This is a genomic window from Alteromonas aquimaris (assembly GCF_026183695.1).
GTDB classification, from domain to species: Bacteria; Pseudomonadota; Gammaproteobacteria; order Enterobacterales; family Alteromonadaceae; genus Alteromonas; species Alteromonas aquimaris.
The window spans coordinates 54,105-80,062 of sequence record NZ_JAPFRD010000011.1 but is presented as its reverse complement, the minus strand read 5'-3'; the positions used below and the strand labels follow the sequence as shown (position 1 = coordinate 80,062).

28 protein-coding genes are annotated in these 25,958 nt (G+C 44.4%); 4 read left to right on the top strand and 24 right to left on the bottom strand.

The window, feature by feature from the left end:
- Nucleotides 1-20: 20 nt before the first annotated feature.
- Together OPS25_RS10465 and OPS25_RS10460 are read right to left on the bottom strand one after the other, a co-directional pair.
- Complete coding sequence (locus OPS25_RS10465) at nt 21-806, bottom strand: lysophospholipid acyltransferase family protein (protein WP_265617665.1); 786 nt, start codon at nt 804-806, stop codon at nt 21-23.
- 31 nt (nt 807-837) lie between these two features.
- Nucleotides 838-1,776: a chorismate transformation enzyme, FkbO/Hyg5 family gene (locus tag OPS25_RS10460; protein WP_265617664.1), complete on the bottom strand. Its 939-nt coding sequence runs from the start codon at nt 1,774-1,776 to the stop codon at nt 838-840.
- A 199-nt stretch (nt 1,777-1,975) separates the two neighbouring features.
- On the opposite strand from OPS25_RS10460, the gene OPS25_RS10455 reads away from it, so the two are divergent.
- Nucleotides 1,976-3,346 carry an AMP-binding protein gene (locus OPS25_RS10455; RefSeq protein WP_265617663.1) on the top strand — a complete coding sequence of 457 codons (1,371 nt, stop codon included), beginning with the start codon at nt 1,976-1,978 and terminating at the stop codon, nt 3,344-3,346.
- Nucleotides 3,347-3,394: 48 nt separating this feature from the next.
- Here OPS25_RS10455 and OPS25_RS10450 read toward each other — a convergent pair whose 3' ends face one another.
- From OPS25_RS10450 to OPS25_RS10405, 10 genes are all read right to left on the bottom strand, one after another.
- Nucleotides 3,395-4,630 carry a beta-ketoacyl-ACP synthase gene (locus OPS25_RS10450; RefSeq protein WP_265617662.1) on the bottom strand — a complete coding sequence of 412 codons (1,236 nt, stop codon included), beginning with the start codon at nt 4,628-4,630 and terminating at the stop codon, nt 3,395-3,397.
- On the bottom strand, nt 4,620-5,090 hold the full coding sequence (locus tag OPS25_RS10445) for an ApeP family dehydratase (protein WP_265617661.1): 471 nt from the start codon (nt 5,088-5,090) through the stop codon (nt 4,620-4,622). The genes OPS25_RS10450 and OPS25_RS10445 overlap by 11 nt, the downstream gene beginning before the upstream one ends.
- Before the next feature lie 5 nt (nt 5,091-5,095).
- A complete protein-coding gene (locus OPS25_RS10440; protein WP_265617660.1) occupies nt 5,096-6,103 on the bottom strand; it encodes an LpxL/LpxP family acyltransferase in 1,008 nt (335 codons plus the stop codon).
- 3 nt (nt 6,104-6,106) lie between these two features.
- Entirely contained in the window at nt 6,107-6,850 is a 744-nt protein-coding gene (locus OPS25_RS10435; RefSeq protein WP_265617659.1) for a glycosyltransferase family 2 protein, read from the bottom strand.
- Nucleotides 6,847-7,230, bottom strand: a complete 384-nt coding sequence (locus OPS25_RS10430) for an ApeI family dehydratase (protein WP_265617658.1) — start codon at nt 7,228-7,230, stop codon at nt 6,847-6,849. Before OPS25_RS10430 ends, OPS25_RS10435 begins: the two co-directional genes overlap by 4 nt.
- Nucleotides 7,217-7,810 carry a COG4648 family protein gene (locus OPS25_RS10425; RefSeq protein ID WP_265617657.1) on the bottom strand — a complete coding sequence of 198 codons (594 nt, stop codon included), beginning with the start codon at nt 7,808-7,810 and terminating at the stop codon, nt 7,217-7,219. Before OPS25_RS10425 ends, OPS25_RS10430 begins: the two co-directional genes overlap by 14 nt.
- A complete protein-coding gene (locus OPS25_RS10420) occupies nt 7,810-9,381 on the bottom strand; it encodes an NAD(P)/FAD-dependent oxidoreductase (RefSeq protein WP_265617656.1) in 1,572 nt (523 codons plus the stop codon). The genes OPS25_RS10425 and OPS25_RS10420 overlap by 1 nt, the downstream gene beginning before the upstream one ends.
- 8 nt (nt 9,382-9,389) lie before the next feature.
- On the bottom strand, nt 9,390-10,205 hold the full coding sequence (locus OPS25_RS10415) for a beta-ketoacyl synthase chain length factor (protein ID WP_265617655.1): 816 nt from the start codon (nt 10,203-10,205) through the stop codon (nt 9,390-9,392).
- A 1-nt stretch (nt 10,206) separates the two neighbouring features.
- Complete coding sequence (locus OPS25_RS10410; RefSeq protein WP_265617654.1) at nt 10,207-11,385, bottom strand: beta-ketoacyl-ACP synthase; 1,179 nt, start codon at nt 11,383-11,385, stop codon at nt 10,207-10,209.
- A gap of 213 nt (nt 11,386-11,598) precedes the next feature.
- Nucleotides 11,599-11,862, bottom strand: coding sequence for a phosphopantetheine-binding protein (locus OPS25_RS10405; protein ID WP_265617653.1), 264 nt, complete (start codon nt 11,860-11,862; stop codon nt 11,599-11,601).
- 204 nt (nt 11,863-12,066) lie between these two features.
- On the opposite strand from OPS25_RS10405, the gene OPS25_RS10400 reads away from it, so the two are divergent.
- On the top strand, nt 12,067-12,828 hold the full coding sequence (locus tag OPS25_RS10400; protein ID WP_265617652.1) for a 4'-phosphopantetheinyl transferase family protein: 762 nt from the start codon (nt 12,067-12,069) through the stop codon (nt 12,826-12,828).
- Between the two features lie 29 nt (nt 12,829-12,857).
- On the opposite strand, the gene OPS25_RS10395 is transcribed toward OPS25_RS10400, so the two are convergent.
- On the bottom strand, nt 12,858-13,745 hold the full coding sequence (locus OPS25_RS10395; RefSeq protein ID WP_265617651.1) for a MaoC family dehydratase: 888 nt from the start codon (nt 13,743-13,745) through the stop codon (nt 12,858-12,860).
- Between the two features lie 229 nt (nt 13,746-13,974).
- Here OPS25_RS10395 and OPS25_RS10390 point away from each other — a divergent pair, with 229 nt between their 5' ends.
- On the top strand, nt 13,975-14,838 hold the full coding sequence (locus tag OPS25_RS10390; protein ID WP_265617650.1) for a YicC/YloC family endoribonuclease: 864 nt from the start codon (nt 13,975-13,977) through the stop codon (nt 14,836-14,838).
- Nucleotides 14,839-14,981: 143 nt separating this feature from the next.
- On the opposite strand, the gene OPS25_RS10385 is transcribed toward OPS25_RS10390, so the two are convergent.
- The 5 genes from OPS25_RS10385 to OPS25_RS10360 form a co-directional block, all read right to left on the bottom strand.
- A complete protein-coding gene (locus tag OPS25_RS10385) occupies nt 14,982-16,307 on the bottom strand; it encodes a DUF3883 domain-containing protein (RefSeq protein ID WP_265617649.1) in 1,326 nt (441 codons plus the stop codon).
- Between the two features lie 276 nt (nt 16,308-16,583).
- Entirely contained in the window at nt 16,584-17,294 is a 711-nt protein-coding gene (locus OPS25_RS10380; RefSeq protein ID WP_320411956.1) for an NlpC/P60 family protein, read from the bottom strand.
- Between the two features lie 327 nt (nt 17,295-17,621).
- The gene (locus OPS25_RS10370; RefSeq protein WP_265617648.1) at nt 17,622-18,260 is read right to left on the bottom strand and encodes an OmpA family protein; all 639 of its coding nucleotides are present in this window, start codon (nt 18,258-18,260) and stop codon (nt 17,622-17,624) included.
- A 190-nt stretch (nt 18,261-18,450) separates the two neighbouring features.
- The gene (locus tag OPS25_RS10365; protein ID WP_265617647.1) at nt 18,451-19,680 is read right to left on the bottom strand and encodes an HD-GYP domain-containing protein; all 1,230 of its coding nucleotides are present in this window, start codon (nt 19,678-19,680) and stop codon (nt 18,451-18,453) included.
- A 68-nt stretch (nt 19,681-19,748) separates the two neighbouring features.
- Complete coding sequence (locus OPS25_RS10360; protein WP_265617646.1) at nt 19,749-20,090, bottom strand: MGMT family protein; 342 nt, start codon at nt 20,088-20,090, stop codon at nt 19,749-19,751.
- Between the two features lie 27 nt (nt 20,091-20,117).
- On the opposite strand from OPS25_RS10360, the gene OPS25_RS10355 reads away from it, so the two are divergent.
- A complete protein-coding gene (locus tag OPS25_RS10355; protein WP_265617645.1) occupies nt 20,118-20,699 on the top strand; it encodes a tRNA-uridine aminocarboxypropyltransferase in 582 nt (193 codons plus the stop codon).
- Here the strand turns inward: OPS25_RS10355 and OPS25_RS10350 are convergent, their stop codons facing one another.
- The 6 genes from OPS25_RS10350 to atpA all read right to left on the bottom strand — a co-directional run bounded on the left by OPS25_RS10350 (nt 20,700) and on the right by atpA (nt 25,955).
- The gene (locus tag OPS25_RS10350; protein ID WP_265617644.1) at nt 20,700-21,053 is read right to left on the bottom strand and encodes a VOC family protein; all 354 of its coding nucleotides are present in this window, start codon (nt 21,051-21,053) and stop codon (nt 20,700-20,702) included.
- A 19-nt stretch (nt 21,054-21,072) separates the two neighbouring features.
- Complete coding sequence (locus OPS25_RS10345; protein ID WP_265617643.1) at nt 21,073-21,492, bottom strand: GFA family protein; 420 nt, start codon at nt 21,490-21,492, stop codon at nt 21,073-21,075.
- A gap of 108 nt (nt 21,493-21,600) precedes the next feature.
- Nucleotides 21,601-22,017: a F0F1 ATP synthase subunit epsilon gene (locus tag OPS25_RS10340; RefSeq protein ID WP_169211212.1), complete on the bottom strand. Its 417-nt coding sequence runs from the start codon at nt 22,015-22,017 to the stop codon at nt 21,601-21,603.
- A 59-nt stretch (nt 22,018-22,076) separates the two neighbouring features.
- Nucleotides 22,077-23,465, bottom strand: coding sequence for a F0F1 ATP synthase subunit beta (gene atpD / locus OPS25_RS10335; RefSeq protein ID WP_265617642.1), 1,389 nt, complete (start codon nt 23,463-23,465; stop codon nt 22,077-22,079).
- A 33-nt stretch (nt 23,466-23,498) separates the two neighbouring features.
- The gene (gene atpG / locus OPS25_RS10330; protein WP_265617641.1) at nt 23,499-24,359 is read right to left on the bottom strand and encodes a F0F1 ATP synthase subunit gamma; all 861 of its coding nucleotides are present in this window, start codon (nt 24,357-24,359) and stop codon (nt 23,499-23,501) included.
- Nucleotides 24,360-24,413: 54 nt separating this feature from the next.
- Nucleotides 24,414-25,955 carry a F0F1 ATP synthase subunit alpha gene (gene atpA, locus OPS25_RS10325; RefSeq protein WP_265617640.1) on the bottom strand — a complete coding sequence of 514 codons (1,542 nt, stop codon included), beginning with the start codon at nt 25,953-25,955 and terminating at the stop codon, nt 24,414-24,416.
- Nucleotides 25,956-25,958 lie beyond the last annotated feature (3 nt).

The following is a 25,958-nucleotide window of genomic DNA, read 5'->3' as shown; positions in this document are numbered from 1 at the left end:
TTTTTTGTTTGCAACTTATACTACTTTTTTGGGGATTCAACAGCCACCCAGTCTTGATAATATTGCTCTAGAAACTGGGTCAAGTGACGATACTGTTTGGGTCGCGGTAGTGACGTATCGATGCACTCATCGAGTTCAAGTAAGGGGCCAGATTTCAACTCAAATGCAGGTCCACCATCGGGAATATCATACCACTTATCGCCTTTTTTTAACGCCCCAGGATAGCATTTTATCAGTACCGGCATAATCGGCGCGTTCACCGCTACCGCCATATTAGCAGCCCCGCGTTTAAAGTGAATAACATTATCGTGCTTGGTACGCGTGCCTTCTGGAAAGATAAGAATGTTTTCACCCGCTTCAAGCTTGGCAGCAGCCATGGGAAGGAGCTGTTCGGTGTGGTTAGGGATAAACCCCGCCTGCTTTACCACTGCTCCAGTGAAAAAATTATCCCACACCGCCCCTTTAACAAAGCAGCACATTTGCCTGTTTACTGCTAATAACAACACCACATCTATTAACGTTGGATGATTGGCAATAATAATATGGCCGGATTTGGCACGTATCATCGATTTCACATCGAATGAATAACGAATTAACCCTAACGCCCGCATAATGCGGATAAATGAGTGACATCCTTTATGAATGCACCAACGGATCCATGTTCGTTTGGTAGCAGAGGAAATGAAGGGGACAGGATGTAGTAAGCGGAAAAAAATGCCCACTGATAATGCCCCAAGACCGAACAGGAAGTAACAGACAGCCGCACTGATGAGCTGCCTAATTTTACTTAAGCTGAGATATTTCATGCACACAGTCTACGGCAAGTGATGGCGAAGGTTATCGACAGAAACACTCTATTTCTACCAACAAATCGCTACGACAAATATCAGCAAGAGTGAACACCGCCCCCACGTGCGGATAACGCTGCATTAGCCAGTCTTTAGTGCGCTGGATATGCTCAGGATAACGCACATATACCTTGAATGTAGACAAAGAACAGTTATCAGGATTGGCGTTTGCCATCAGATGTTCAATATTGTTCAGCGTGACTTCTAACTGGCGTTCCAAGTTTCCCGCTTCAACAGTTTCATGACCAATAATACTGGCGGTGCCAGAGATAAATAAGTATGGCGCGCGCTGCAATGTTAACGCGGTAGCTCTGGCGAATGAAGGGCTGCTGATACCATACTGACGCGGATATTCGTACGCATTAACCTGGTGGTGATTGTTAAAATGAAGTGGTTTTATGGCGCTGGCAAAAACATAAAACACGGCCCCTTCAGTATGATGACCTAATGCTGAGGCAGAAGGAAAGTTATCGGGTGTCAGACCTGACTTTTCGAAGGCGTTTAAGCGACCTGTACAAAACTTTTTATATAGCTCTTCGTCGCCTTGGCCTACATTGATCCCGGGCAAATAATTCCAGAACCGAAATGGATAAATAAACCCTTCCTTTTCCAGCAAAGCTAACATGGCTTCGTACCCTCTTTGGGTTGAGTCCTCAATATTGCCGCAATCGTCCTTACTCAGCCAATACGCCACGCATATCAAATCGGAGGTTTTACTCCAGTAACACTTTCCCGTTTTACCCCTGCTAACGCTATCAGATACCGTCCACACCTCATTCATTTGCTGTGAACTGGCCTCTTCAAGCCCCGCAGGAATCACCCCTGCTTCGAAGGGTTCGCAATTTTTAACCAGCGGGATGACGGCCAGGGTATCTTTTCTGGATAACAATTCGAAGGTAGAAGAGGAAGAAAAAGTGTGACTTAACATGCTAGATGACGCTTACTACATTAGTGTGAATTTAAGTCGAGACTGACGCTGACGACACTCTCTGTTCATTACAACTTGTTGATTAACACAAACTATGACGTTGACTGAAACCGGTGGGCACAATATTAGTGTTTAATTTTGCATTAGTTTAAACTAGCGGCAGATAAAAATGAAGTGAATACCAACAAGCAAGGCCGCGATGCCAAATACATTTCCTCTAATCACTCGAGAACTTGATGACCCTATTGCCTATTTGACCACGCCCATCAGCTCAACAGGCTTGGCAGCAGGGAAAGTTGATACCCGCACCTTTCTTTGCCACGTGAATGCGGTGGCTGAGCAGTTGCCACAGGGTCACTTTGCAATCAACTTATGTGAAAACCGCTATCTATTTATGGTTAGCTTCTGCGCGGTAATATTACGAGGGCAAACAAATTTATTACCCCCCAATAAAAATATCGCCACGCAACAACAATTACTCCAGGACTATCACGACGGCTATATCGTTCACGACGGCATCGCAATTACAGAAGCGAGTTCGAGCTTTAATATCATTGACGTGAAAATGCCGCCGGCCCAGAAGGGGCTGTCTGATGTACCTGACATATCAAACGACCACCTGGCTTGTATTAGTTTTACCTCAGGTTCTACCGGGCATTCTAAGCCGAACCTGAAATATTGGCGAACTCTGCATGCCAGCACGGCAATCAACTATGCGTTTATGCTCAACGCACCCGAACAAACACTTTTTCAGTTAGCTACTGTACCAGCCCAACATATGTGGGGGTTAGAAACGTCAGTATTGATGCCCATGTTCACTAATGTGTGCGTATGCGATGCAAAACCCCTTTTCCCACAGGATATTATAGAAACGCTAGAGCGATTACCTCTGCCTAGAATGCTGGTGTCGACGCCGATCCACTTAAGAGCTTTAACCGCAGTAGTCCAGGTTACCCCGCTTAAGCTCGTACTGTGCGCCACTTCCCCCTTAACCGCAGCACTGGCACGAGAAATGGAGCAAAAATTCTCCACCACCCTAAAAGAGGTCTATGGTTGCAGTGAAGTAGGCTCGATGGCTGTCCGACGAACCGCTGTGGAAGAAAAGTGGCGCCGTTTTGACGGCATCCGATTTAGTGAAGAAAGTGAGGGAACAGTTGCCAGCGCGGATCATCTACCGTTACCAACCGTATTACAAGATTTTATTCACGTAATTGATCCGCAGCATTTTACCCTTGCCGGCAGGGCGACAGATCTGATCAAAATTGCGGGAAAACGGGGGTCACTATTCGAAATTAACCAAACGCTGCTTGGTTTTAAGGGCCTGAATGACGGCGTGGTAATTTTTCCTGACTCAAATAAAGCGGTGCCCCGTTTATGTGCCATCGTGTCGCTTAAACCTGGCATCACAAAATCCGCATTGCTCGATTATCTGCGCCTGCATCTGGATAGTGCCTTCATACCCAGACCTGTTTATCTGGTTGAAACATTACCCAGAGAACATAATGGCAAGCTGTTAAAAGTAAAAATTGATGCGTTACTGGAATCGTTGCGCGTGGTTAAGTCTTCATAGCGAATTTATTCGCCTGGCATTACTACCATGCCAGGCAAAAGATATACCCTACACGCGTTTGATGATTAACGACGTGTTAATGCCACCAAAAGCCAGGTTGTTGCTCATAAAATACTCGGTTTCAATATTTCTACATTCATGTTGAATAAAGTCCAGCGGTCCACATTCAGGATCGACATTCACCAGATTCAGTGTGGGCGCAAACCAGTTCTCATTCATCATCATAATGGTAGCCCATACTTCAAATGAGCCACATGCACCTAGTGTATGCCCGGTATAGCTTTTCAAAGAACTAACGGGTTTTTCGCCCATTACCTGATAGGTAGCATTACTTTCGGCAATATCCCCGTGACTGGTGGCCGTACCGTGCGCTGAAACATAGCCAATTTGTTCGGCGCTGACACTAGCATCTTTTAATGCGTCCGACATTACCCGTTTAACCGTATCCATATTCGGCTTGACTAGGTGAGCCCCATCGGTATTGGTGGCATAACCTACCACCTCGGCAAGGATGGTTGCGCCGCGTGCTTTAGCATGTTCTAACGATTCTAGAATTAACGTACATGCCCCTTCCCCCAATACTAACCCATCCCGATCTTTGTCAAATGGACGCGGTGTGGCTTCGGGTGTATCGTTTTTAGTACTCGCGGCAAACAAGGTATCAAATACTGCCGCCTGTGAGGGGCACAGCTCTTCGGCACCACCGGCGATCATTATATCTTGCTGTCCATAACGGATAGCTTCAAATGCATAACCAATTGCCTGACTACTTGCCGTGCATGCGCTGGAAGTGGTGTACATACGCCCTTGCGTACCAAAATACACGCTTATGTTTACCGCAGCAGTATGACTCATCATGCGCAAATAGGTGCTGCTGTTAATGCGCGCTGTAGACAGATTCTCAAGCATTGGCGCAAATTCTAAGGCTGCCTGACTGCTGCCCGTTGCTGAGCCATACGCAACCCCTGTGGCGTGCGAATTAATGAGCGGATCATCAAGTAAATTAGCACTCGACAACGCTCGCTCTGTCGCCAGCACACCCAGTTGAGCCACGCGGCCCATGCTGCGTTTTTTCTTTTTGGTGTAGCGAGGGGGAAGTTCAAAGTCATGGATGGGGGCGGCAAGGTGGGTACCTAACCCTTCATATTTCTGCCAATCCTCCATGAAACATACGCCAGACTTCATTCCCTGCAGTCTTGCTTTGACCTGTTGCCAGTCATCACCCAGTGATGACACGACACCGGCTCCTGTAATAACCACGCGTCTATAATTATTATTCACCATTAGCCCCTTCATTTAGTGGACGCCGAAAAACTGACAATGCGGCTGTTGCCAGACATGCTGCTTGTTGCGCCTCTTCAGTATATATTTCAATTTTGCACTCGAATGTGGCCAGTCCATCTCCCACCACTGCCTTTTCATTGCAACTGACTTTGATTGTACCAGCCTCAAAATAGTCACATTCAGCATTGAAGGAGCGGGTGCCCAGTAAAAATCCTAGATGGGGTGCCACCAACCCTTGTTGAAGTTGGTGACCGGCAATGAGTGCCGCTGTTTGCCCCATGTATTCAAGACCCACCCAAGCCGGCACGCCTTTTTCGGCCTCGTAAAACGATGTCTCGCGATCAATAGTGACCAGCGCAGAGGATGAAGATGCATTAACCGTCAACACCCTGTTGATAAGCAGCATGGGCGGGCGATGGGGAATAAGATCATATAAGCGCTTATCGAAACGTGGCGGCATCCAGTTCACCCTCTTTCCCGTGTGTTATCAAGGGCATCATTATCCTGTTTGAGTGGTTGCCAGAAGTTATAAAAGTTGAACCACTGATAGGGCGCTTTTAAGCAGTGCTCGTGCAGTTTATCGGCAAATTGCTGGGCATAATAGCGGATGTCGGCCTCCCTGTTTTTGCGGGAAATTGCCACTTTATCGCCCATCGGCATCACATCAAACAGCACTTTATTTCCCGCAGCGGGGTATCGATAAGCAAACATGTAATTGACCGGACAGGCGAGCGCCTTGGCGAGCATATATGGCCCAATAGGCAATGGCGCTTTATCACCAAGAAAATCCACCTCCACTGTCCGCTCCACACCACTTAGTGGAATGCGATCCCCGGCAATAAACACCCATTCACCTGCCGCTATTTTTTCTTTCAGCGTCAGAATGGTGGTCATGTCAAACTCGTCTACCTGATACACGTTCAGGCGTGACTCATCATTCTGCTTTTGCATCATTTTCACAAAATTACCGGCGTGCTTGTCGTACAGTAAGATGTTGATCACCTTGCTTCTGTAACGGTGCATAAAGCCACGGCAAAACTCCAGATTACCAAAGTGGGAGCCGATAATAAGTTGACCACGTGGATCGGCCAGCAAAGTGTCGACGGTTTGCGGCGAGGTCAACACAAAGTCGCTTTCATCAATTTTTATAAGCCATCCAAGCACTTTATCCAGTATCACTTCGGCAAAACTTTTAAAGTGCATTAAAACATGCAGGTTATTGGGTGGCATGCGCCAACGATGGGGGGCTATCTTATAATGTGCCTTTAAAAATTGGCGCGAAGCCTGCCTCTGGGTCGGTTTGGTCATAACAAAGTAGAGCGCAACCGGATACATTATTAACGAAAAAAACCAGCGTCCAAACAGTCGATATAACCAATAGATAAGCCGCATTCCGGTTAGCGTACCGGCCTCTTTAATATGCGACCAGTGCTGCGGATTGTCGGTAGACTGTTTAGAATTAGTGACGTTCATGGTTTACCTGAAAATAGCGGCGATACGCGAATAGAGAATACGTGGCAGGCGAATGAGCATACCGAACATTAATCGAACATGGAGTCTGATCAACATAAGATTGTCTTGCAGATAATGAAAATGTGAAACCGTATTTTCATGATAAATGACTTTAGTTGGGATGAAATGCACATTAATGTTGGCCCATACTGCTTTCACCAGTAGTTCTGGATCGAAATCCATGCGCGGGCCCAAGTAATAATTATCAAACAAGTGTTCAACTTGTTTTAGCGGGTACACGCGAAACCCACAGAGACCGTCTTTGATCCTGAAAGACAATGTCTCCAGGGCCACCCAAAAATCCGTAATTTTACGTCCGTATTTGCGAATAAAGGGCGCTGTTTCATCAAAATAAGGTTGGCCAGAAATAATGGCAGATGGATGTGCTTTACTGTAATTGAGCAGTTTTTCCGCATCCTCTATATTGTGCTGGCCATCTGCATCAAGCTGGAGCACGTGGGAAAATCCCATCGCACTGGCATGGTAACAGCCAGTGATCACCGCGGCACCTTTTCCCCTATTAGATTGGTGCTGTACCAGATGAAAGTCAGGGTAAGAAGCCAACATGTTGGTTAGCTTGGCAATACTCGCTGCGCCGCTGCCATCATCTACAACAATACAAGGCAACTTGAGTTGAGCCAGATAGGGTAAAAACTGTTCGAACAGAATTTCGTGTTTGTAATGTGGAACGATAATACAATATTTCATGATGGGATAAATTTAAAGCTACCTGACGAGAACGACTCGTTTTCATTAAAATAATGGAACTTAAGACTGCCTTTTTCCGCGCTATAGCTTAACTCAAGTTTCATATCAATATTGGGCAGCACCATGGTTTTAAATTTGATATTTACCAGTTGTTTAAAACGACATTCTTTAACAAGTAGCGCTTTGCCGATGGTACCTGCCCAGTTGACCTGTACGATGCCAGGGAGAACCTTGTGGTCAGGGAAGTGTCCTTCGAACCAGCTAAGTTTCTCATCAACATGTAAGGCGATAATGACTTTCTCATTGAGTGACTCAATCGCGGTGACCGTTGGTCCCTCGTTCTTTTTAAACAAGGCGTTAAGCGTGTTAAGGTTTATCATCGATAATATTGTGTCTCTTTTTGTAATACCCACGATAACCCCACTCCATAGCGGCAAAGCATGCAAAAATTAAATAGGAGATGACGCCGTTATAGACTGCCCATGCTGACAAGCTGGCAAACCAAGCAGTATAGGCAGCTATCAAACCATTCAATAGTAACAGCCCGCCCCAACATAGGGTCAATACTCTTAAATAGTTCTGCGCTTGGGGCGGTGGCGTTGTTCCCCCTGCTTTGGCGAATTTTTCTATCAGGGTTTCTGAATCAAACAGCGAGGCAATAAACAGCAATCCCATGCCAACACTCATCAGCACAGGGTAAAATTTTACCAGTAGCTGACTGTCGAAAAACATTATAGAAAGACAATACACACTGACCAGCCCCACTATCAGCCAATCGCTTACGCGTCGAGCTCCAGTGAGTACAGAACGAATTAGCAACACAGTAAGTAAAACTGCGCCATACCAGCGCGGGCTCACTTCGTCGATGTGCAGATAAACCACGAGAGGATAGGCGAGCATCAGCAATAGCAGAATAAGCGTAAACAATGCCGATTTTCCAAACTGACTGCGCGCCATCATTAAGCCAGCACGCTTTGACGATAATGGCCTAATAAGGCCTGTTCGGTTTCATCGATATCAATAGACGGATCGTCGCTAAGCATGTCCTCAAAATATGGGACCACCTGCTGCATGATGGCGATATTTGCCTCTAGCGCATGTTCAACATTGACGTCTTTTGTCTTTAATACGTCGTTTAATTTGCTCAGGCAGGGGACCAGGAACTGGTCCATAAAAATGCTTTTCGCGGGCAGCACTGCCCGTTTCTGCGCCCGTTGTCTTAGCAGCGTTTGCATTTTTTTATTCAATTTTTGTGACTTTAACAGGTTCGGCGTGATTTTCCGCATTAACTCAATATCACCGATAGCATCGGTGAAAAACAGGAGGGCGAAGACCCCCCAGTAATAGGTGTAATCCCACACCAGCTTGACGGACATCATTTTGCGATCGCCAAACCCGCCGTACTGATCTTTATAAAGTGACAAGGTATTTTCAAAAAAAGAATCGTAAAACTTGTGAAACAACGCACTTTCAAGGCGGATATCTTTACCTTGCATATCCCGTTCGACTAAATGCGTGATAAAGGTATTATTCAACGCGATAAAGTCGCTGCCCGGTGAATAGAATGGATCTGAAAATGCCCCGGCTTCCCCTGTCATGGCCCAGCCCTGATCAGAAAACATTTGCTTGCAACCGTAGGAATAATCGCGCATCACTTTAAAATCTAATAATGTTGCTCCTTGTAAAGACCGGGCACAGTTAGGCTGCTCTTTGGCTAACCACTCCAGCGTATCCTCGAACGATTGGATATTGCTATCATTTAGCGCCTGATCGTCCATTACAATACCGAAACTGGTGGCTCCCGATGCTAAAGGAATGACCCAGACCCAATAACCGGGCCCCATCAAATGATTGGTGCTTAGCCACCGTTTTCCCGGTTCGCATACGCGTTGCTGCCATACCTGGTTTTCAGACCAGTCGTCGATAATGACTCTTTTATCCACCCGAAAAAAGACCGCGTTTCCTTTATGGCCAGTTTCCTTATTCAGATTGAGTTTGTTTCTTAGTAGGGCCTGCCGTCCTGCCGCATCGACAAGCCATCGACCGGTAAAGGCGTGCTGCTTATTTCCCTTGCGACATATCACTGTATGTTGTTTGTCACCCAGGTCAATATTTTCCGGCACCGCACCATCAACGATGGTGATACCTTTGTTGGTTAGCAACTGGTGAAGATGGTTTTCTAATGTACCGCGCTCAATCTGATAAGCCGGAATGCCGAAGAGCTCACTCACACCCAGTTCGTCATGTTCGTCGAAATTACCCTGAACATTACCGAAGAAACAACGTAAGCCGTATTTCTGTAAGTGATTTTGCTGAAAATGCTCCTTTAACCCTAATACTTCGGTAAAGTAATGTGCGCCTATCTCTACGGTTGACTCACCCACTTTGGCGGTGGTATCCGGTACGGGGAACGTGTTTTTCTCGATAATGGTAATGGCCAGATGCGGGTTTCGATTGTGAATCTGTAGCGCCAGACTCATTCCCGCCAACCCGCCACCTGCAATAATAATATCCGTAGCTACGTGTTGCATATCAGAACCTATGAACCATAAAACGTGATGGAGGTACCTTTGCTTAAAGGCAGGTTTATCCCCTCATGTGCTTTGTTCTTTTGGTTGAATATTTCAGCCAAACACAGAATTTTCGCACTTGGGTTGTCAGTGTATAACCCTGAAATATATTGATTTTCGGTGGATAACACTGGCCAGGTGGCCGTTTGACTATTATTGACACGCGCTCTTAGCGCTATCCCCTCGATATCTGCAGATAGAGGATAAATAATCAGCGAAAAGGCAAAGGGTTCCTGGTTGGTTAAAAGTGGCTTTAACCTGTCCGCCACTGGCGCATCGTAAAAGGTGACCAATAAAGGGACCCCTTCGGATTCACATTGGATCATGGCTTCTAACAAAGTCAGCGAAACAGATTCCTCAAAACCCGCCACCGAGTTGGCCGCGCACATGGTTTTCGTACTGATGGTCCAGTAACCGGCTGGCGCATTATGCACTGAATTATGAAACTTAGTAGGCGATAATTCTTTATGCTCAGATGCCAGTACCTTACACATATAATCGGTTAAATCGGTATCGCCTAAGCCAGATACAAATACACAGGTCAATGTATCGGGTGCGATCCCTGCTGATTGGGAAGCTTGCCACGAACTTTCTACCGCGAGCCGAACGGGAAGGGGGGCGCGACGACGTTCATTAGGAGGGATGACTTCAGGTTTCGGACCTTTATTTTTCGCTGCGGGCACCGACTTAGTTTGCATCAATTGTTGAAGGGTTTCCCAACTATCAAAATAGCTCCCCCACGCGCCAATACTTGCCACTTTACAGGTTAAGTCTCTTGTTTGCATATTACTCAGCCCTACTAAACAGAAGCGTGCAATTATTCCCGCCAAAACCGAATGAGTTAGTCATGACATGCTGACACACTCTTTGTTTATGCGACGACTGGATGGAAAAATTCAGCGCATCATCAAGCTGCTCTAAATTTTTTGAGCCAGGAATAAAATGGGTACGCAGGGTATCCATGGTAATAATCGCCTCCGTGATCCCCGCCGCGCCGAGCGTATGCCCCATCCAGGCCTTGGTGGACGAACATTGGGTTGAGGAAGGAAACAGATCGGCTATTAAGCGCCCCTCAATCAAGTCATTTGCTCGGCTCGAAGTACCGTGTAGATTAATATAGTCGATGGAATTCGCCTCTAAACCAGCGCGGTGTAAAGCTTGCGTCATGGAATGACGCGCCCCTAATCCGTCTGGATGAGGATGGGACATATGATACGCATCCGAGCTTTCACCGTAACCTGCTAACAGAATGCCCAGGCCATTAGGGTTTTCCCCCGCCCGCTGTAAAATTGCAAAGCCCGCAGCTTCGCCTAAATTGATACCGTCTCGGTGCTGATCAAAAGGTTTGCAAGGATTAGCAGATAACAACTGCAGAGAATTAAACCCATGCAATACACTTAAACATAGCGTATCTACTCCCCCCACCAGCACGGCATCGACAATTCCATATTCCAGCCAGCGCGCCGCGGTGGCAAATACTTTAGCGGAAGACGAACAGGCAGTGTTAATGGTAAGGGAGGGTCCCTCAATACCAGTATAATGGGCCACAAATAAACTGGGAGCGTGGGGATTATGCACCAAAGGTTGCTGATATTGGGGCTTGAGATTGGCATCTTCGTCCAAGTCAGTATACGCGGTTTCAGTTCTGTCGATACTGGATGTGCTCGAACCCATTACCAGGCCCACACGGGTGTTACCGTATTTTTTAAGTAACCCGGCAAGTGTCTGTTTAAGCGTACCCTGTTCCAGACCGAGGGCAGCAAGCGCATTATTGCGACTTTGCCATTGCTTTAAATCGGTAATCGCATCAACTTGCTCTACTTTGCCTATCCAGGTATCTAGCGTAGAGCCCGGTATATTATTCTTTATCAGGCCACTTCTATAATGCTGAAGTGATTCACGCAGTTCAGTCAGATTAGTACCTGCTGCTGAACAAGAGTCATAATCGATTATATCTATTTTCATTCGTATACTTTTTACAGCCGATCTCAATATCCTACGCCACGGCAATGTTACGTGTGCACATAAGGCCACTCAGGGGTTGCCTATTAGCGAAATGAGCATCCTTTAAAATTATCAGGATCACATGAAGTTATCAGTGGCTGGTAGACAATGAAACGAAAATGTAATCAGATTGGAGATGTCTCAATAACATGAACAGCGTTTTTCTGAGGAAAATTACTTATTACTTTCAACATACGCGGTCAAACTTCTCAACGTGGCAAACGCTTCACGAGTGGTTTGATCTTCAGCCTTCATTTGCACGCCATACTCTTGGGAAATTGCCAACGATATTTCCAGCGCATCAATCGAGTCCAGCCCAAGACCATCACCGAATAATTGTTCTTCAGGATCGATCTCTTCTGGCTCCATATCTTCTAAATTTATCGCTTCCGCAATAAGTTGTGCCATTTTTAATTCGGATTCAGTTTGTGTAGCCATTGGTATTGCAGTCCTAATCCATTTTTACTTCGAACTTATGGGGTGGCTAGTTTAAACTAATGTTGGGTTAAAAACTATTTTCACGGTTTGAAAAAGTTAAGAATCTGTTTATATTGAAATATTCTCCACAAAGGGGGAAAAAGCAGGGTAATGCCTAAGGCGCCCGCTAATTAATGTATTACTATACGCGGGTAAAGTAGAGCTATGAGTCGATTTCGTCATCTTTCTTCTAGTGCGCCACGCTCTCATGAAGTCCATGTATGGCTACTTGATCGTGATGACATAAACCCGACTACGATAACAGCGTTTGCGTCACTATTACCACAACAGGATCGCGAGCGGATGGAGACGTTTCGGTCATCTACCCGTCGCCATCTATTTGTGCTAACGCGCATGCTACTACGAAAGATTCTCAGTGCATACATAGCCAATAGTACACCTGACTCGCTTGTGTTCACCCAGAATGCCTGGGGAAAACCCCAACTTGTCCCTAACTCCCAAGCGCTTCACTTCAATCTTTCCCACTCAAAAGATAAAGTGGTGATAGCGGTGGCAAATAAAAGAGTATTAGGGGTCGATATCGAGTACATGGACCGCTCGCGTAATTTCAATAATATAGCCCAGCACTATTTTCATCCAACTGAGTGGAATGACGAAATAGTCGAGCAAAATTGCATATTAAACATGCGGCGCTTTTACAAGCTATGGACGTTAAAAGAAGCGTTGAGCAAAGCGGAAGGCCAAGGTTTAGCGTTGCCATTTGATTCATTTTATTTCAGCGATGTAAATAGTAAACAGGTAACATTGCACAGCGCAGCTGATTTTAAGCCAGCGTGCCCGTGGCGGTTTCACCACCAATTTACTCCAGACAACTATAGTTTAGCGATGGCCTTTGAAGGGGTGGCTGAGGATTCGCACACAGCAGTGAGCATCGTCCAACGCTTAGCCCTGGACGATATAAGCTAACCAACGCACCCTGATATCTATTCCAGCCCCTAAGCTATATGCGCCGATGCTGTGCCCGTTAACACCACCTGTTTTCGGCGCGAAGCAGTCGGATCATGCAGCTCAAATGATAAATCCTGCTCTGTAGGCATTACGTGAGCTGAACGTTTTAAATGAGCAGTACAGGGGAGTGCAACGGGATGGTTGAATTGGCTACTTAATAAATAGGGTTGTTCAAACAAATTAGTGTTGAGTTTAGATAATGTCAGGGCGAGGACATGCATGCCGTGCGCGATATTCGTTTTGAAACCAAATATTTTGGCGGTCAATTTGGATAGATGAATAGGATTGTAGTCACCGCTTAAACTGGCATATTTGCGACCGGCATTTTCACCAAAGCGCATCGTTCCTGCGTCTTCCAGCACGCGGGAAATGGGCGCAGATGAGGCTGAGTCCGTGTGAGAAGGATTGGGTGTAACTTTGTCCGACACTATTCGATATAAATATTTACTGCTTGCCTGAAGACACAGTTTATCAAACTGATAGACGCTCATTTCAATTGTCGTGGTGACGCCCCTAGCGTGAGTGGCAATATCACTTAACCGACAATCTATCCGTAAATCGTCATTACGTAGCTTTTTAATCGATTCGATACGGTTTTCTAAGTGAACCAACCCCATCAACGGAAAAGGAGAACGGTGATGGGCCAAGGCGTCAATGGTCTGGGGCAACCCGAGAAACTGGGGAAAGCACGGGTGTAGATATGAATAATGCCAGTCATGTAACTGATTAAACGCTGCTAATTTTGGGTCAAAGTCCGTGGCAGTAAAGTGGATTGAAGAAACGATGTCAGGAAGCGCAATCGGCTGACCGCTATGAAACCACGCATTGAGCTGATTTTTATTCCCTCTTTTCAATGCCGCGCGAATTAATTGCATGAAGTTTCTAATAAATGATTCCGTTTCGCTATTTTTTGCTTGGTTTATACCTGGTGTCAATGCCTGTGCAAAGTTATACCTCAAATTAAAAACAATGCGATCGCATTTTTCATGGTTAAAATGAGCTAAGATGAACATGCAAAGTTTCTGTCAATTTGACTTTTAATGGCGCAAAGAGCCGCTGGTGGCTGTTTGTTTATACAGAAATTAATAACTTCATAGGTGAATTGTGATTTACAGTATGACCGCGTTTGCGCGCAGCGATGTTAAACAAGATTGGGGAACCGCCGTTTGGGAAATTCGTTCGGTCAACCAACGTTTTTTAGAAACCTACTTTCGCTTACCTGAGCAGTTCAGAGCCTTAGAGCCGGTTCTTCGGGAGCGACTGCGTAAAAAACTGCAGCGGGGTAAAGTGGAGTGCACCTTACGTTTCACCGCAAATGAGTCAAATGTCAGCAAGTTACACATGAACGAAGAACTGGCAAAACAGGTATTGCACGCAGCAGACTGGGTACAATCTCATGGTCAATCAACCGGAGTTAATCCTCTGGATGTTTTGCGTTGGCCCGGTGTCATCGCGGCAGAAGAAGCCGATATGGACGCCATTAACAGCGAAGTGTTAAAACAATTCGACGTTCTTATCGAAGACTTTTTACAGGCGCGCGCCAGTGAAGGGAATGCATTAGAGGCAATGATCGAGCAGCGTCTGGATGGCATTGAAGCGGAAGTAAAAAAAGTCGAACAGGAAATGCCAGATATTATGCAATGGCAGCGAGACCGTATTACGTCTCGATTCGAAGAAGCAAAAGTAGAACTGGAGCCAGGCAGGCTTGAACAGGAAATGATCATGCTTGCCCAAAAAATCGATGTTGCCGAAGAGCTCGACCGCTTAAAAGCCCACGTTGCCGAAACCCGCAAAATTTTGAAAAAGGGCGGAGCAATCGGCCGCCGTTTAGATTTTATGATGCAGGAATTTAACCGCGAATCAAATACCTTGGGCTCCAAATCAATTAATACTTCCATCACTCAATCCGCAGTAGAAATGAAGGTTTTGATTGAGCAAATGCGCGAGCAGATCCAGAATATTGAATAAGAATTAAGAAAAATTCACAACACCCTATGAGCCCTTTAATGCTTAGGGCTCCCTATCTTTAGGCAACTCACTGAGCATAGCTGAAAAACGTTAATTATGAGTGTAACTAATTAAAGAAGTTTTACACCGTCATGACTATGCGGTCATTGAAAAGTAGCGGAAAATAGCGCTGGCTCTAGATTTAATTCTACTTGCAAATCACCTTCAATTATAAAAAAGCTTTTCTCTTTTTCGCTTTCAACCATATATACTCGATAGATATAATATGAGCCTGATAGTTTTTTAGACGTAGCTAGTTCATTTTTTGAGAGAAAGAAAGGGGTATTTTGATTACCAGATGTAGTTTTTACTTCTATATATTTGGGATGCCCATTAACAAAATATGACTTAATATCATATCCAGCTGATGAGGCAGTTAATGCAGTATGCTCCACTTTTTTAGCTAAGTCTTCTCTACCTTGGCTAATCAAAAAATTGCGCTCAACCTCCAGAATAAATTGCTCGCCGATTTCACCCTTCCTATGATTTTCTTTATAAATTTCTAGGTATTCTTCTGATGTTATGTGTGTATTACTTTTTCGTGAAGTGGAAGGTTTCTTATTTGGGCGAGTGGTCTTTTCAAGACTATATTTTGAAAGGTCGGATAAAAAATTAACTAGGCTTTTTTCTGAAACTGCTATTTTGGGAAGCGAAGCACCGTGTTCTCTTGCTAATTCTTGACATGCAATAGATGTCAACACATATGTTTCTACTGTGTTGCTATTAATATCTATAAAGCTTAATGCATAATGATCCACTAAACTAGCTCTAATGTAGCCCGCTACGTCGTAGCCATTTATCTTTTCTGCACTTAAAGTATTAGTAATATGCACAAACCCAAATTTTTCAGAGATTACATGATGACAGTTTAGGTCACCATTGAAGCCGTACATTGCTTCGCTAAAGCCATATTGAGACAATAGGTCTACAATAACTGGCTGCAGCAGTTTCTTATTTTTAGATGGGCTACTCGATAGCTGAATTTTTTTTTTGATAATGTGTTCACGGTCTTGACCGATTAAATCTTGCTTAATTGGGTCAGGCAGATCTTGAATATTGATATGGCTCGTTTTAACCGATACTTGTTTAAATACTGAGTTTTTATTAAATAATTCTCCATAAATAATGTGCTCATTCAATCCATGATAATAATATTCATCTTCATATAATAGGATACCAAAGAAGGCTCTGACTTTAGTATTTTTATCATCTATCAAATATTTTATAGACTCAAATTTATACCAACTAAATACAACTACATTTTTTGTCCTGATATCCTTAAAATGGGCTACTACACAAATTTGACCATATGAAATTTCAGTCAAATACTTACTCTGACCCCCTATTACATCTAGATCGTAAAACGCACCATTACCAAATAATGATTCGTGATCTCGTCGTCTACTGTTGTTTAGTAAAACTAATTCCATTTTAGTTAATTTTTTATAATCTTTAAATTCGAAGCATTATTAAACAATTTTGTCGATGAATGCAAAACCTTTGAAATTGAGCGTTACTTTAACCAACTGCAGAACGCACCTATATTAATCTCTCCCTAGATTAATATATCTGAAAACACCAATGTAGAGTTGTACATAATGCAAGTTTCTGCACGTGTAAATTACTATTCGTATCTGTTACTTATCTACGAACTTCATCACAGGTTTTCAACAAATATTTTTCTTAGTAATCTAGTGGTTCCTTCCTCAAACCTCATTCGTAGACAACAAATACCCTTTATTGGTAGCCATGCGGATGATTGGATGTTCATCGAGTCCAGTGTGAGGCCATCTTGCTTCTAATAGTCTATCTTTTGCAATTCGCGTGACAGTAACAGCGTTGGACTGATTGCCGCCTATAACGTGATAGGCCGTATCATCTTCTGCCCAATATAGTCCTACGTGTCCCTTATAACTTTCCTTCGATTCGCGCCAGAACACTAACACCGCACCTAACCCTGGTGTGGTTTGCTTTCCAAATTTTCGCCAGTTTCTCGCTAGTAACGGGTTATTCGGAATAGACTCTTCGCAAAGTTGCGTACTGATGCAATGGGCAACAAATAATCCGCACCATGGAATATCATCGTCGTGGTAATCAGAGAGGCCTAACTTGGCTGCCCAATCGATAATTAACGGGTTAGAACCCTGCCCCACCACTTCCTTCACATCCAGAAGGTTCATAGCTATTTCCAGCCAGGGTAGCGAAAGCGGAAGGCTTGTCTCATCTTGAGCAATTGTCGACATTTGAGGAAATAATTTGGCCAGGGTTTTCGGTCCTACCAGGCCGTCTGCTTTCAGGTCATTAGCCCGCTGAAATTGCTTAATCGCATTCGTAGTCAGCCGACCGGGAAAACCATCTATTGGGCCGGGGTCAAAACCTCGGTCATACAATGCTTGTTGAATATCTTTGGTATTCATTGTCGATACCTTAGAAGGGTGCACGAGTGTAAAAAATAAACGGGTTATAAGAGGTATAGCTTAAATTACAGAATGCTCAATGGATTGTAGGGGACATTTAAATATTCATTGAACTGCGTAAGCATTTTAACACTGTTATCGGACAGTAATTTAACCAAGCTTCGCTGTGTTCAAAAATCTACTTAATTATAGGAAAATCATCGTTAACTGGCGGGGTTCTCCACTAGTCCGTTCACCGAAAGGACAGTAAAGACTGCGACAGACTGGCTATCGCAAACTAATGAGTCGTATAAGGGATCCACTCCGGGGCCCCCGGAGTGGATTAAATTAAACGCCTTCGCGAAGTGGGCGAATTTCCAGCTCTACGCGACGGTTCATCTGTCTGTTGGCGGCACTGTCATTGGGTACTTTAGGCTTATACTCGCCCAGACCAACGGTGGTTATACGGGTGGGGTTAACATTATAAGAAGTTAATTGTGATTTGACCGCTTCTGCCCGACGTTCGGATAACCCTTGATTATATTGGTCGCTGCCGGTGTCGTCCGTGTGCCCTTTGATCATCAGAACGGTTTTCTCATAATTATTGACCACTTTGGCTACATCATTTAAAACGGGATTAAAGTTAGGGCTGATTGACGCACTATCAGTAGCAAAAGTAATATCACCAGGCATAATCAGGCGCAGATTGTCACCATCGCGAACTACATCCACCCCGGTATCAGCTAGCTCTTCGCGTAATTCCTGTTCTTGCTTATCCATGTACTTGCCTATTGCGCCTCCTGCAATGGCTCCAACGGCTGCACCCCATGCGTAACGACTTTTGTCGTGATCGCCAGTGGCTTTACCTAACAAGGCCCCTACCACTGCCCCAATCGCTGCACCTTTTTGGGTATTAGAAGGGTCGTTTGCACATCCTGCAACTACTACCGCTATGCTCATTATTGCTACTATGACTGCTTTTTTCATATTTAACTCATCCTTATTGAAATCTAACACACACATCGTACCGAAAGATTCTATGTACTATTGCGGTTTCATACGTAAGGGAATGCAGAATAGGTTCATGATTATGGTGTGTAGGGAAGAGCTAGCACAAGCTAACTTATTCCCCCTTATGTCTTAAAGAAACGACTAAGCGGAAAACGATATCTTGTACTTAAATAGAAATTGATTTTTCGAAAAACGAATTGAAATTAATATTGTAATCACTAGCCAGTACGGGTTTCTCTATCTTCGCAGTCACTGAAGATGCATTTAAATCGATATCCTTGGGTTCCAGAAAGTGATTACCTCGTAACGAATAAAACACCTTCACCTTCGGGGCTGTGGCAGAGTCAGTTTGTTCTACTACCATAGCCAGACGCTCGTTATCCAGTTTAACCAGACTGCCGACAGGATATATTCCCATACATTTAATAAACAAATGAACCAACTTTGCATCCAGTTTATGGGGGGTGTCTGAGAGCAGAATCTGTAACGCTTTTTGACTAGGCATTCCTGCCTTATAACAGCGGTCTGCCGTTAAGGCGTCATACATATCGGCAATGGCTAGCATACGGCCAGCTTGGCTAATTTCTTCTTCGCGGGCGCCATTAGGATAACCGTATCCATCGAGTCGTTCATGATGTTCACTCACCGCTTGCACTAAATGCGAAGCTATACTCATTTCTTCTAATACTTTTACGCCATAATAAACATGATCTTTCATCACGTTCATTTCCATCTCGTCTAATCTACCAGGTTTGTGAAGAATACTATCGGGTATTTTGATCTTACCGATATCATGCAAAAAGCCGGCGTAAGCTAAATCCTCTACTTCCTGATCGCTCATTTCAAGATAGCGTCCAAAATTGGCCAATAAAATAGCCACATTTAAAGAATGCTCTAGTAAATAATCGTCTTTTTCCCGGATTTTGGTTAGACAAATTAATGCATCAGGATTGCGGTCAATGGAAGACACTAGATTCTGACTGAACTCACGCGGAATTTTATCATCAAAAGGCAATCCTTTCTTCACCGCATTAAGCAATTGTTTCTGAATTGCCTTACCGCGTTTGTGAAGTCGCTCTGCTCGTAACAACTCTTTATTAAAACTTACGCGCTCTTCACCTTCCTTTTTCGCCACAGCTGATTGCTCTAAAGTAGAATTAGAAGCTGCATCATTGTTTTCTAAAGAAGAAATTTCGCCTTCAGCAGTAAAGTTTTTTGATTCATCAATGGTTAAGGTTTTTACACCCCTTTTTTTCAAACTATCCACTATTGCTTGGCTGGTAACACGTCCCTTACTTTTGATTTGCACCTTCCCCGACTGTTCATCTATATGATGCACATACATTCCAGGCTTGAGCTCATTAATTTTTATTTTTGTGAGTGTGTTATCAGACATAAGCTTTATACTAAAGTACTAATTTTAGAAAGTAGACGTTACCTAACTTTGCTCGTAGTAACAAGTCTTTAAAATTTTAAGTTATATAGTATATCGACAATTTCTGGCATCCACTGATATTTTTTCATATTGATACGAAAATTTGTAACTGAGACCCCCTCTGATAATAAATACTGGCACTGCTTTTTAGCCATCTCAGAGTCGTTTGGAAAGGCAATTTCACCATTAGATTTTATTACCCTATGCCACGGGATGGTGTTTGTCGACTCGAGTTGTTTGAGATAATAGCCTACCAGTCTGGCTCTGCGAGGTAAGCCGGCCAAATCAGCTATTTGTGCATAGCTTGCCACTTTTCCTTCAGGAACAAGCTTAATTGTATGGTAAATTTGTAGCTTTCTCTGATCCGACATATTTTTAGAAGCTCAGTGGTCATTACTATGCGACCTTATTGTTCTCACTGCCATTACCCAGCATCTACTTGCTTATGTAAATACATAGCGCCTGTATCATGTCCCGTTTCGCTTATAATACTCCAGCATAGTAATGAAGCATCGCACGCTAAAAACACGGTGAGACTACTGAAACTCGCGATTCCAGAAACGCGCATTATCAAAGGTAAAACGACTGAAGATTTTCTTGGTTTAAGCGCTGAAATAATGCCGAACGCCTGTGCTGTAGTTTATCCCACTGCAAACAGTGTTGCTCTGGAAAACTATGCCAATAGCACTGTGAAGCCTGCCTTTAAACAACTTATCTTTATTGATGGCAGTTGGCGCCAAGCATATGCAATCTGGAAGGCTAATTCGTGGTTGCACGCGCTACCCCAGTTCCACTTAAATAACGCGCCGAAAAGTGATTACGAAATCCGCCATGTGAAAATGCAAAACAGTCTTTCAACCCTGGAGGCGGTTAGTCATACTGTCACAACCCTCTTTAGTGCAGATACGACCCCCCTGATTAAACTGCAAGCAGCCTTTCAGCAAAAATGGCGTTCCCCCCTAGCTCATCGGCGCAAATAACTATTTATCTGACCATACAGCGAATTCGCTCCCCCCAGGCTCAATAAAGTGAAAACGCCTACCACCTGGGAATGAAAAAATTGGTTTAACGATGATACCGTTTGCGTTTTCTATTAATGATTGCGTCTGTGCAAGATTATCGCTATAAAAAACAATCAGTGCTGCTCCTTTGTTCACACGGGATGCCTCACTACTTGCATAGAAGCCGCCTTCTATTTCAGGCGTAGAAAAAGCGACATAATCTTCGCCGTAATCAGTGAAGGACCAGTTAAACACGTTTTTAAAAAATGTTTTGGTAAGCGGAATATTTTGACTGGGTATTTCCAGGTAGTTTACTGACAAATTGTTAGGCATTGGCTTGCTCCTCTTCTGACTAGGAGTCAGAATACTTGGCCATTACCTCAGCGCCGGTCATATTCGTTGTAGCGTTAGAAAATTCATAATAATGAGGCTTTTCGTCAATGAAAATCTGCGATGCCATGTGCACGCTCTCAGGCAATTTCATTAGCCCCGCTGGGACAAAGTAATTACCAGATTCCAGATAATGATAAAACAAATGGGTACCACAGCGTTTACAAAAACCACGTTCTGCCCACTCTGACGAGTGATACCTTTCAATATTTTGTTTTCCCTCAAACGTGACGTCGGTACCGCAACTGGCGACAATCATAGGCCCTCCTCCCCACTGTCGGCACATTGAACAGTGGCATACATGTAATTCGGAGATGGACTCTGCGATGGAAAGTGTGACTGATTCACACAGACATTTTGCTTGATGGGGGCGATCTTTCATGACTCATCCTTGTTCGTTAAGTCAACTATAACCTTATACCGATTACTGAAAGTTCACCATAAAAAAACCCGGTGAGTTCACCGGGTTTTTTAAAGTTTTAATCTAACCTTACTTACGCAATTTTTGAATCAAGCGTAACTGAGCGATCGCTTCAGCTAACTCTTGAGCCGCTTCTGCATAATTGAAGTCAGCACCTGGATTACTGATGTGCTCTTCAGCACGGCGCTTAGCTTCTTCAGCGGACTGTTCATCCAAATCTTCTGCACGAACAGCGGTATCTGCAAGAACGGTTACGTTACCAGGTTGAACTTCTAAAATTCCACCCGCCACGTAGATTACTTCTTCCTCACCATGCTGCTTAACCAAACGCACCATACCAGGCTTAATTGGAGTGATCAGAGGCGCGTGACCAGGATAAATACCTAGCTCACCTTCGCTTCCGGTCACCTGTATAGTTTCAACGCGACCCGAAAAAATTGCTTCTTCTGCGCTTACTACATCCAGATGTACTGTCATAGCTGCCATTTAAACCTCCGAATAGGTGCCCAGCAAAAATAAGTTAAACCGGCCGCAGCCGGTCTACATTATTTAGCTTTTTTGGCTTTTTCTACTGCTTCTTCGATTGAACCAACCATATAGAACGCTTGTTCTGGCAGGTCATCGTATTCACCAGCAAGAATGCCTTTAAAGCCACTGATTGTGTCTTTCAAAGAAACATACTTACCAGGTGAACCAGTAAATACTTCAGCTACGAAGAAAGGTTGCGACAAGAAACGCTGAATTTTACGCGCTCTTGTTACAACTAATTTATCTTCATCAGACAGCTCGTCCATACCTAAGATGGCGATGATGTCTTTAAGCTCTTTATAGCGCTGCAATACAGTCTGAACGCCACGAGCTACGTCGTAGTGGTCCTGACCGATTACTAACGGGTCAAGCTGACGAGAGGTAGAATCCAGAGGGTCAACCGCCGGGTAAATACCCAAAGAAGCGATATCACGTGAAAGTACAACTGTCGCGTCCAAGTGAGCAAACGTGGTTGCTGGTGATGGGTCAGTCAAGTCATCAGCTGGTACGTATACCGCCTGAATTGATGTGATTGAACCAGTCTTGGTAGATGCGATACGTTCCTGTAGTACACCCATTTCTTCTGCCAGTGTTGGCTGATAACCTACCGCAGATGGCATACGACCCAACAGTGCTGATACCTCAGTACCGGCCAGGGTATAACGATAGATGTTATCGACGAAGAACAATACATCACGGCCTTCATCACGGAATTTTTCCGCCATAGTCAAACCAGTCAGTGCAACACGTAGACGGTTTCCTGGTGGTTCGTTCATCTGACCGTAAACCAGCGATACTTTATCCAGTACGTTGGAATCATTCATTTCGTGGTAGAAGTCGTTACCCTCACGAGTACGCTCACCTACACCAGCGAATACTGAGAAACCACTGTGCTCGATTGCGATGTTACGGATAAGTTCCATCATATTAACGGTTTTACCAACACCGGCTCCACCAAACAGACCAACTTTACCACCTTTTGCAAACGGACATACAAGGTCGATCACCTTGATACCGGTTTCTAGCAGTTCAACAGCACTTGATTGCTCTTCGTAGCTAGGCGCCGCACGGTGAATAGACATTCTCTCTTCTTCACCAATTGGGCCTGCTTCATCAATAGGGTTACCTAATACGTCCATGATACGGCCTAGTGTGGCGGTACCCACTGGAACCATAATCGGCTCGCCAGTATTTTCAACAACAGTGCTACGACGTAAACCGTCGGTAGTTCCCATAGCGATAGCACGAACAACACCACCACCTAGCTGCTGTTGCACTTCCAGGGTTAACCCGGCTAAGTCACCATCGGTAACTTTAAGTGCGTCATAAACTTTTGGTACCACGTCTTGTGGAAATTCAATATCCACAACGGCACCAATGATTTGGACGACCTTACCTTGACTCATAATTTGTCCTCGTTATCTTTTATAAACCTTTGCCTACACCGCTGCCGCGCCGCTCACAATCTCACTGATTTCTTGTGTGATTGCGGCCTGACGTGCCTTGTTGTATATCAATTGCAGGTCATCAATTAAGTTACCGGCATTATCAGTAGCGGCTTTCATCGCTACCATTCGGGCCGCCTGCTCTGATGCAGCGTTTTCCACTACACCCTGATACACTTGAGACTCGATATAACGAACCATTAATGATTCCAATATTTCTTTTGGATCCGGTTCGTAAATGTAGTCCCAGCGATGCTTATATTCTTTGTCATCTGACTTAGGCAAAGGCAGTAATTGGTTCATCACTGGTTTTTGCGTCATGGTATTAACAAAGTTATTGTAGACCAGATATACGCGATCTAATTTACCTTCGTCGTACGCATTTAACATCACACGTACTACGCCTACTATGTCGCTTACTTTAGGCTTATCACCTAAACCTGATTCAGCGGCTAATAATTTGCCACCAAAACGGTTAAAGAACGAGCAGGCTTTTGACCCTAACGCTGCGAAATCAACTTCTACATCCTTTTCGCGCCACTGTTTAATTTGTTGCGCGACCAGTTTGAATTCGTTGGTGTTCAAGCCACCACACAAACCTCGGTCAGTCGAAATCACAATAAATCCAACACGCTTAACCTCGCGCTCTTCCAAATAAGGATGGCGATATTCAAGGTTACCGTTGGCGATGTGACCAATCACTTTAAGCATGTTTTCCGCATATGGACGACCTAGGGCCATACGTTCCTGCGCCTTTTTCATTTTTGACGCAGCAACCATTTCCATTGCGCTGGTAATTTTTTGAGTATTTTTAATACTCCCAATCTTACCTTTAATCTCTTTACCGCTTGCCATGACTATTTCTCCGATTACTCAACGATGAGCTGACATACTGTCAGCTCGTGATGATTACCACGTTTGAGTGGCTTTAAACTTAGTTAAAGCTTCATTCAACTGTGCGGCGATATCGTCGTTGTAGTTACCTGTTTCATTAATAGTCTTCAGCAATTCAGTGTGCTCACTGTTCATGTATGAATATAGAGCTGCTTCGAAATCCAGAATTTTGTTTAATTCAACGTCTTTCAAAAAGCCTTTCTCTACAGCAAACAGTGAAACACCCATGTCACCGATAGACAGCGGCGTATATTGTTTCTGCTTCATAAGCTCAGTTACGCGCTCACCGTGCTCAAGTTGCTCACGGGTTGCATCGTCAAGGTCAGATGCAAACTGCGAGAACGCAGCAAGCTCACGATACTGTGCTAATGCTAAACGAATACCACCACCAAGTTTCTTGATGATTTTCGTCTGTGCGGCACCACCAACACGTGATACGGAAACACCCGCGTTAACAGCAGGGCGGATGCCCGCGTTAAACAAGTCAGTTTCTAAGAAGATCTGACCATCGGTGATCGAGATAACGTTCGTAGGTACGAACGCAGATACGTCACCGGCTTGCGTTTCAATGATAGGTAGCGCTGTAAGTGAACCGGTTTTACCTTTCACTTCACCATTAGTGAATTTTTCAACATACTGCTCGTTAACACGGGCAGCACGCTCAAGAAGACGCGAGTGAAGGTAGAAAACGTCACCAGGATAAGCTTCACGACCAGGAGGACGCTTCAATAGCAATGAAATCTGACGATAAGCAACAGCTTGCTTAGACAGATCATCATATACGATTAGCGCATCTTCACCGCGGTCACGGAAGAACTCACCCATGGTACAACCTGAATATGGCGCAAGATACTGCAATGCAGCAGATTCAGACGCTGATGCAGCAACTACGATAGTGTGAGCCATCGCGCCATGCTCTTCCAGTTTACGTACTACGTTAGCAATAGTTGATGCTTTCTGACCAACCGCTACGTAAATACACTTAATACCTGTGCCTTTCTGGTTGATAATCGCATCAACCGCCATAGCTGTTTTACCACACTGACGGTCACCGATAATCAACTCACGCTGACCACGACCGATTGGAATCATCGAGTCAACAGACTTGTATCCAGTTTGTACTGGCTGGTCTACTGATTGACGCTCGATAACACCCGGTGCGATTTTCTCAACAGGCTCAAAGCCTTCTGCGTCGATAGAACCTTTACCATCAATTGGCTCACCTAGTGTGTTAACAACACGACCAAGTAACGCACGACCTACTGGTACTTCAAGAATACGGCCAGTAGATTTGACTTTAACGCCTTCTCTTAAGTCGGCGTATGGACCCATAACAACCGCACCTACAGAGTCTCGCTCCAGGTTTAGTGCAATTGCATAGCGACCACCAGGAAGCTCAATCATTTCACCTTGCATTACATCGGCCAGGCCGTGAATGCGGATAATACCATCGGTTACTGCAACGATGGTGCCTTCATTTCGAGCTTCACTGGTAACATTAAACTGCTCAATTCTTTTCTTGATCAGTTCTGCAATTTCAGTGGAATTAAGTTGCATGCT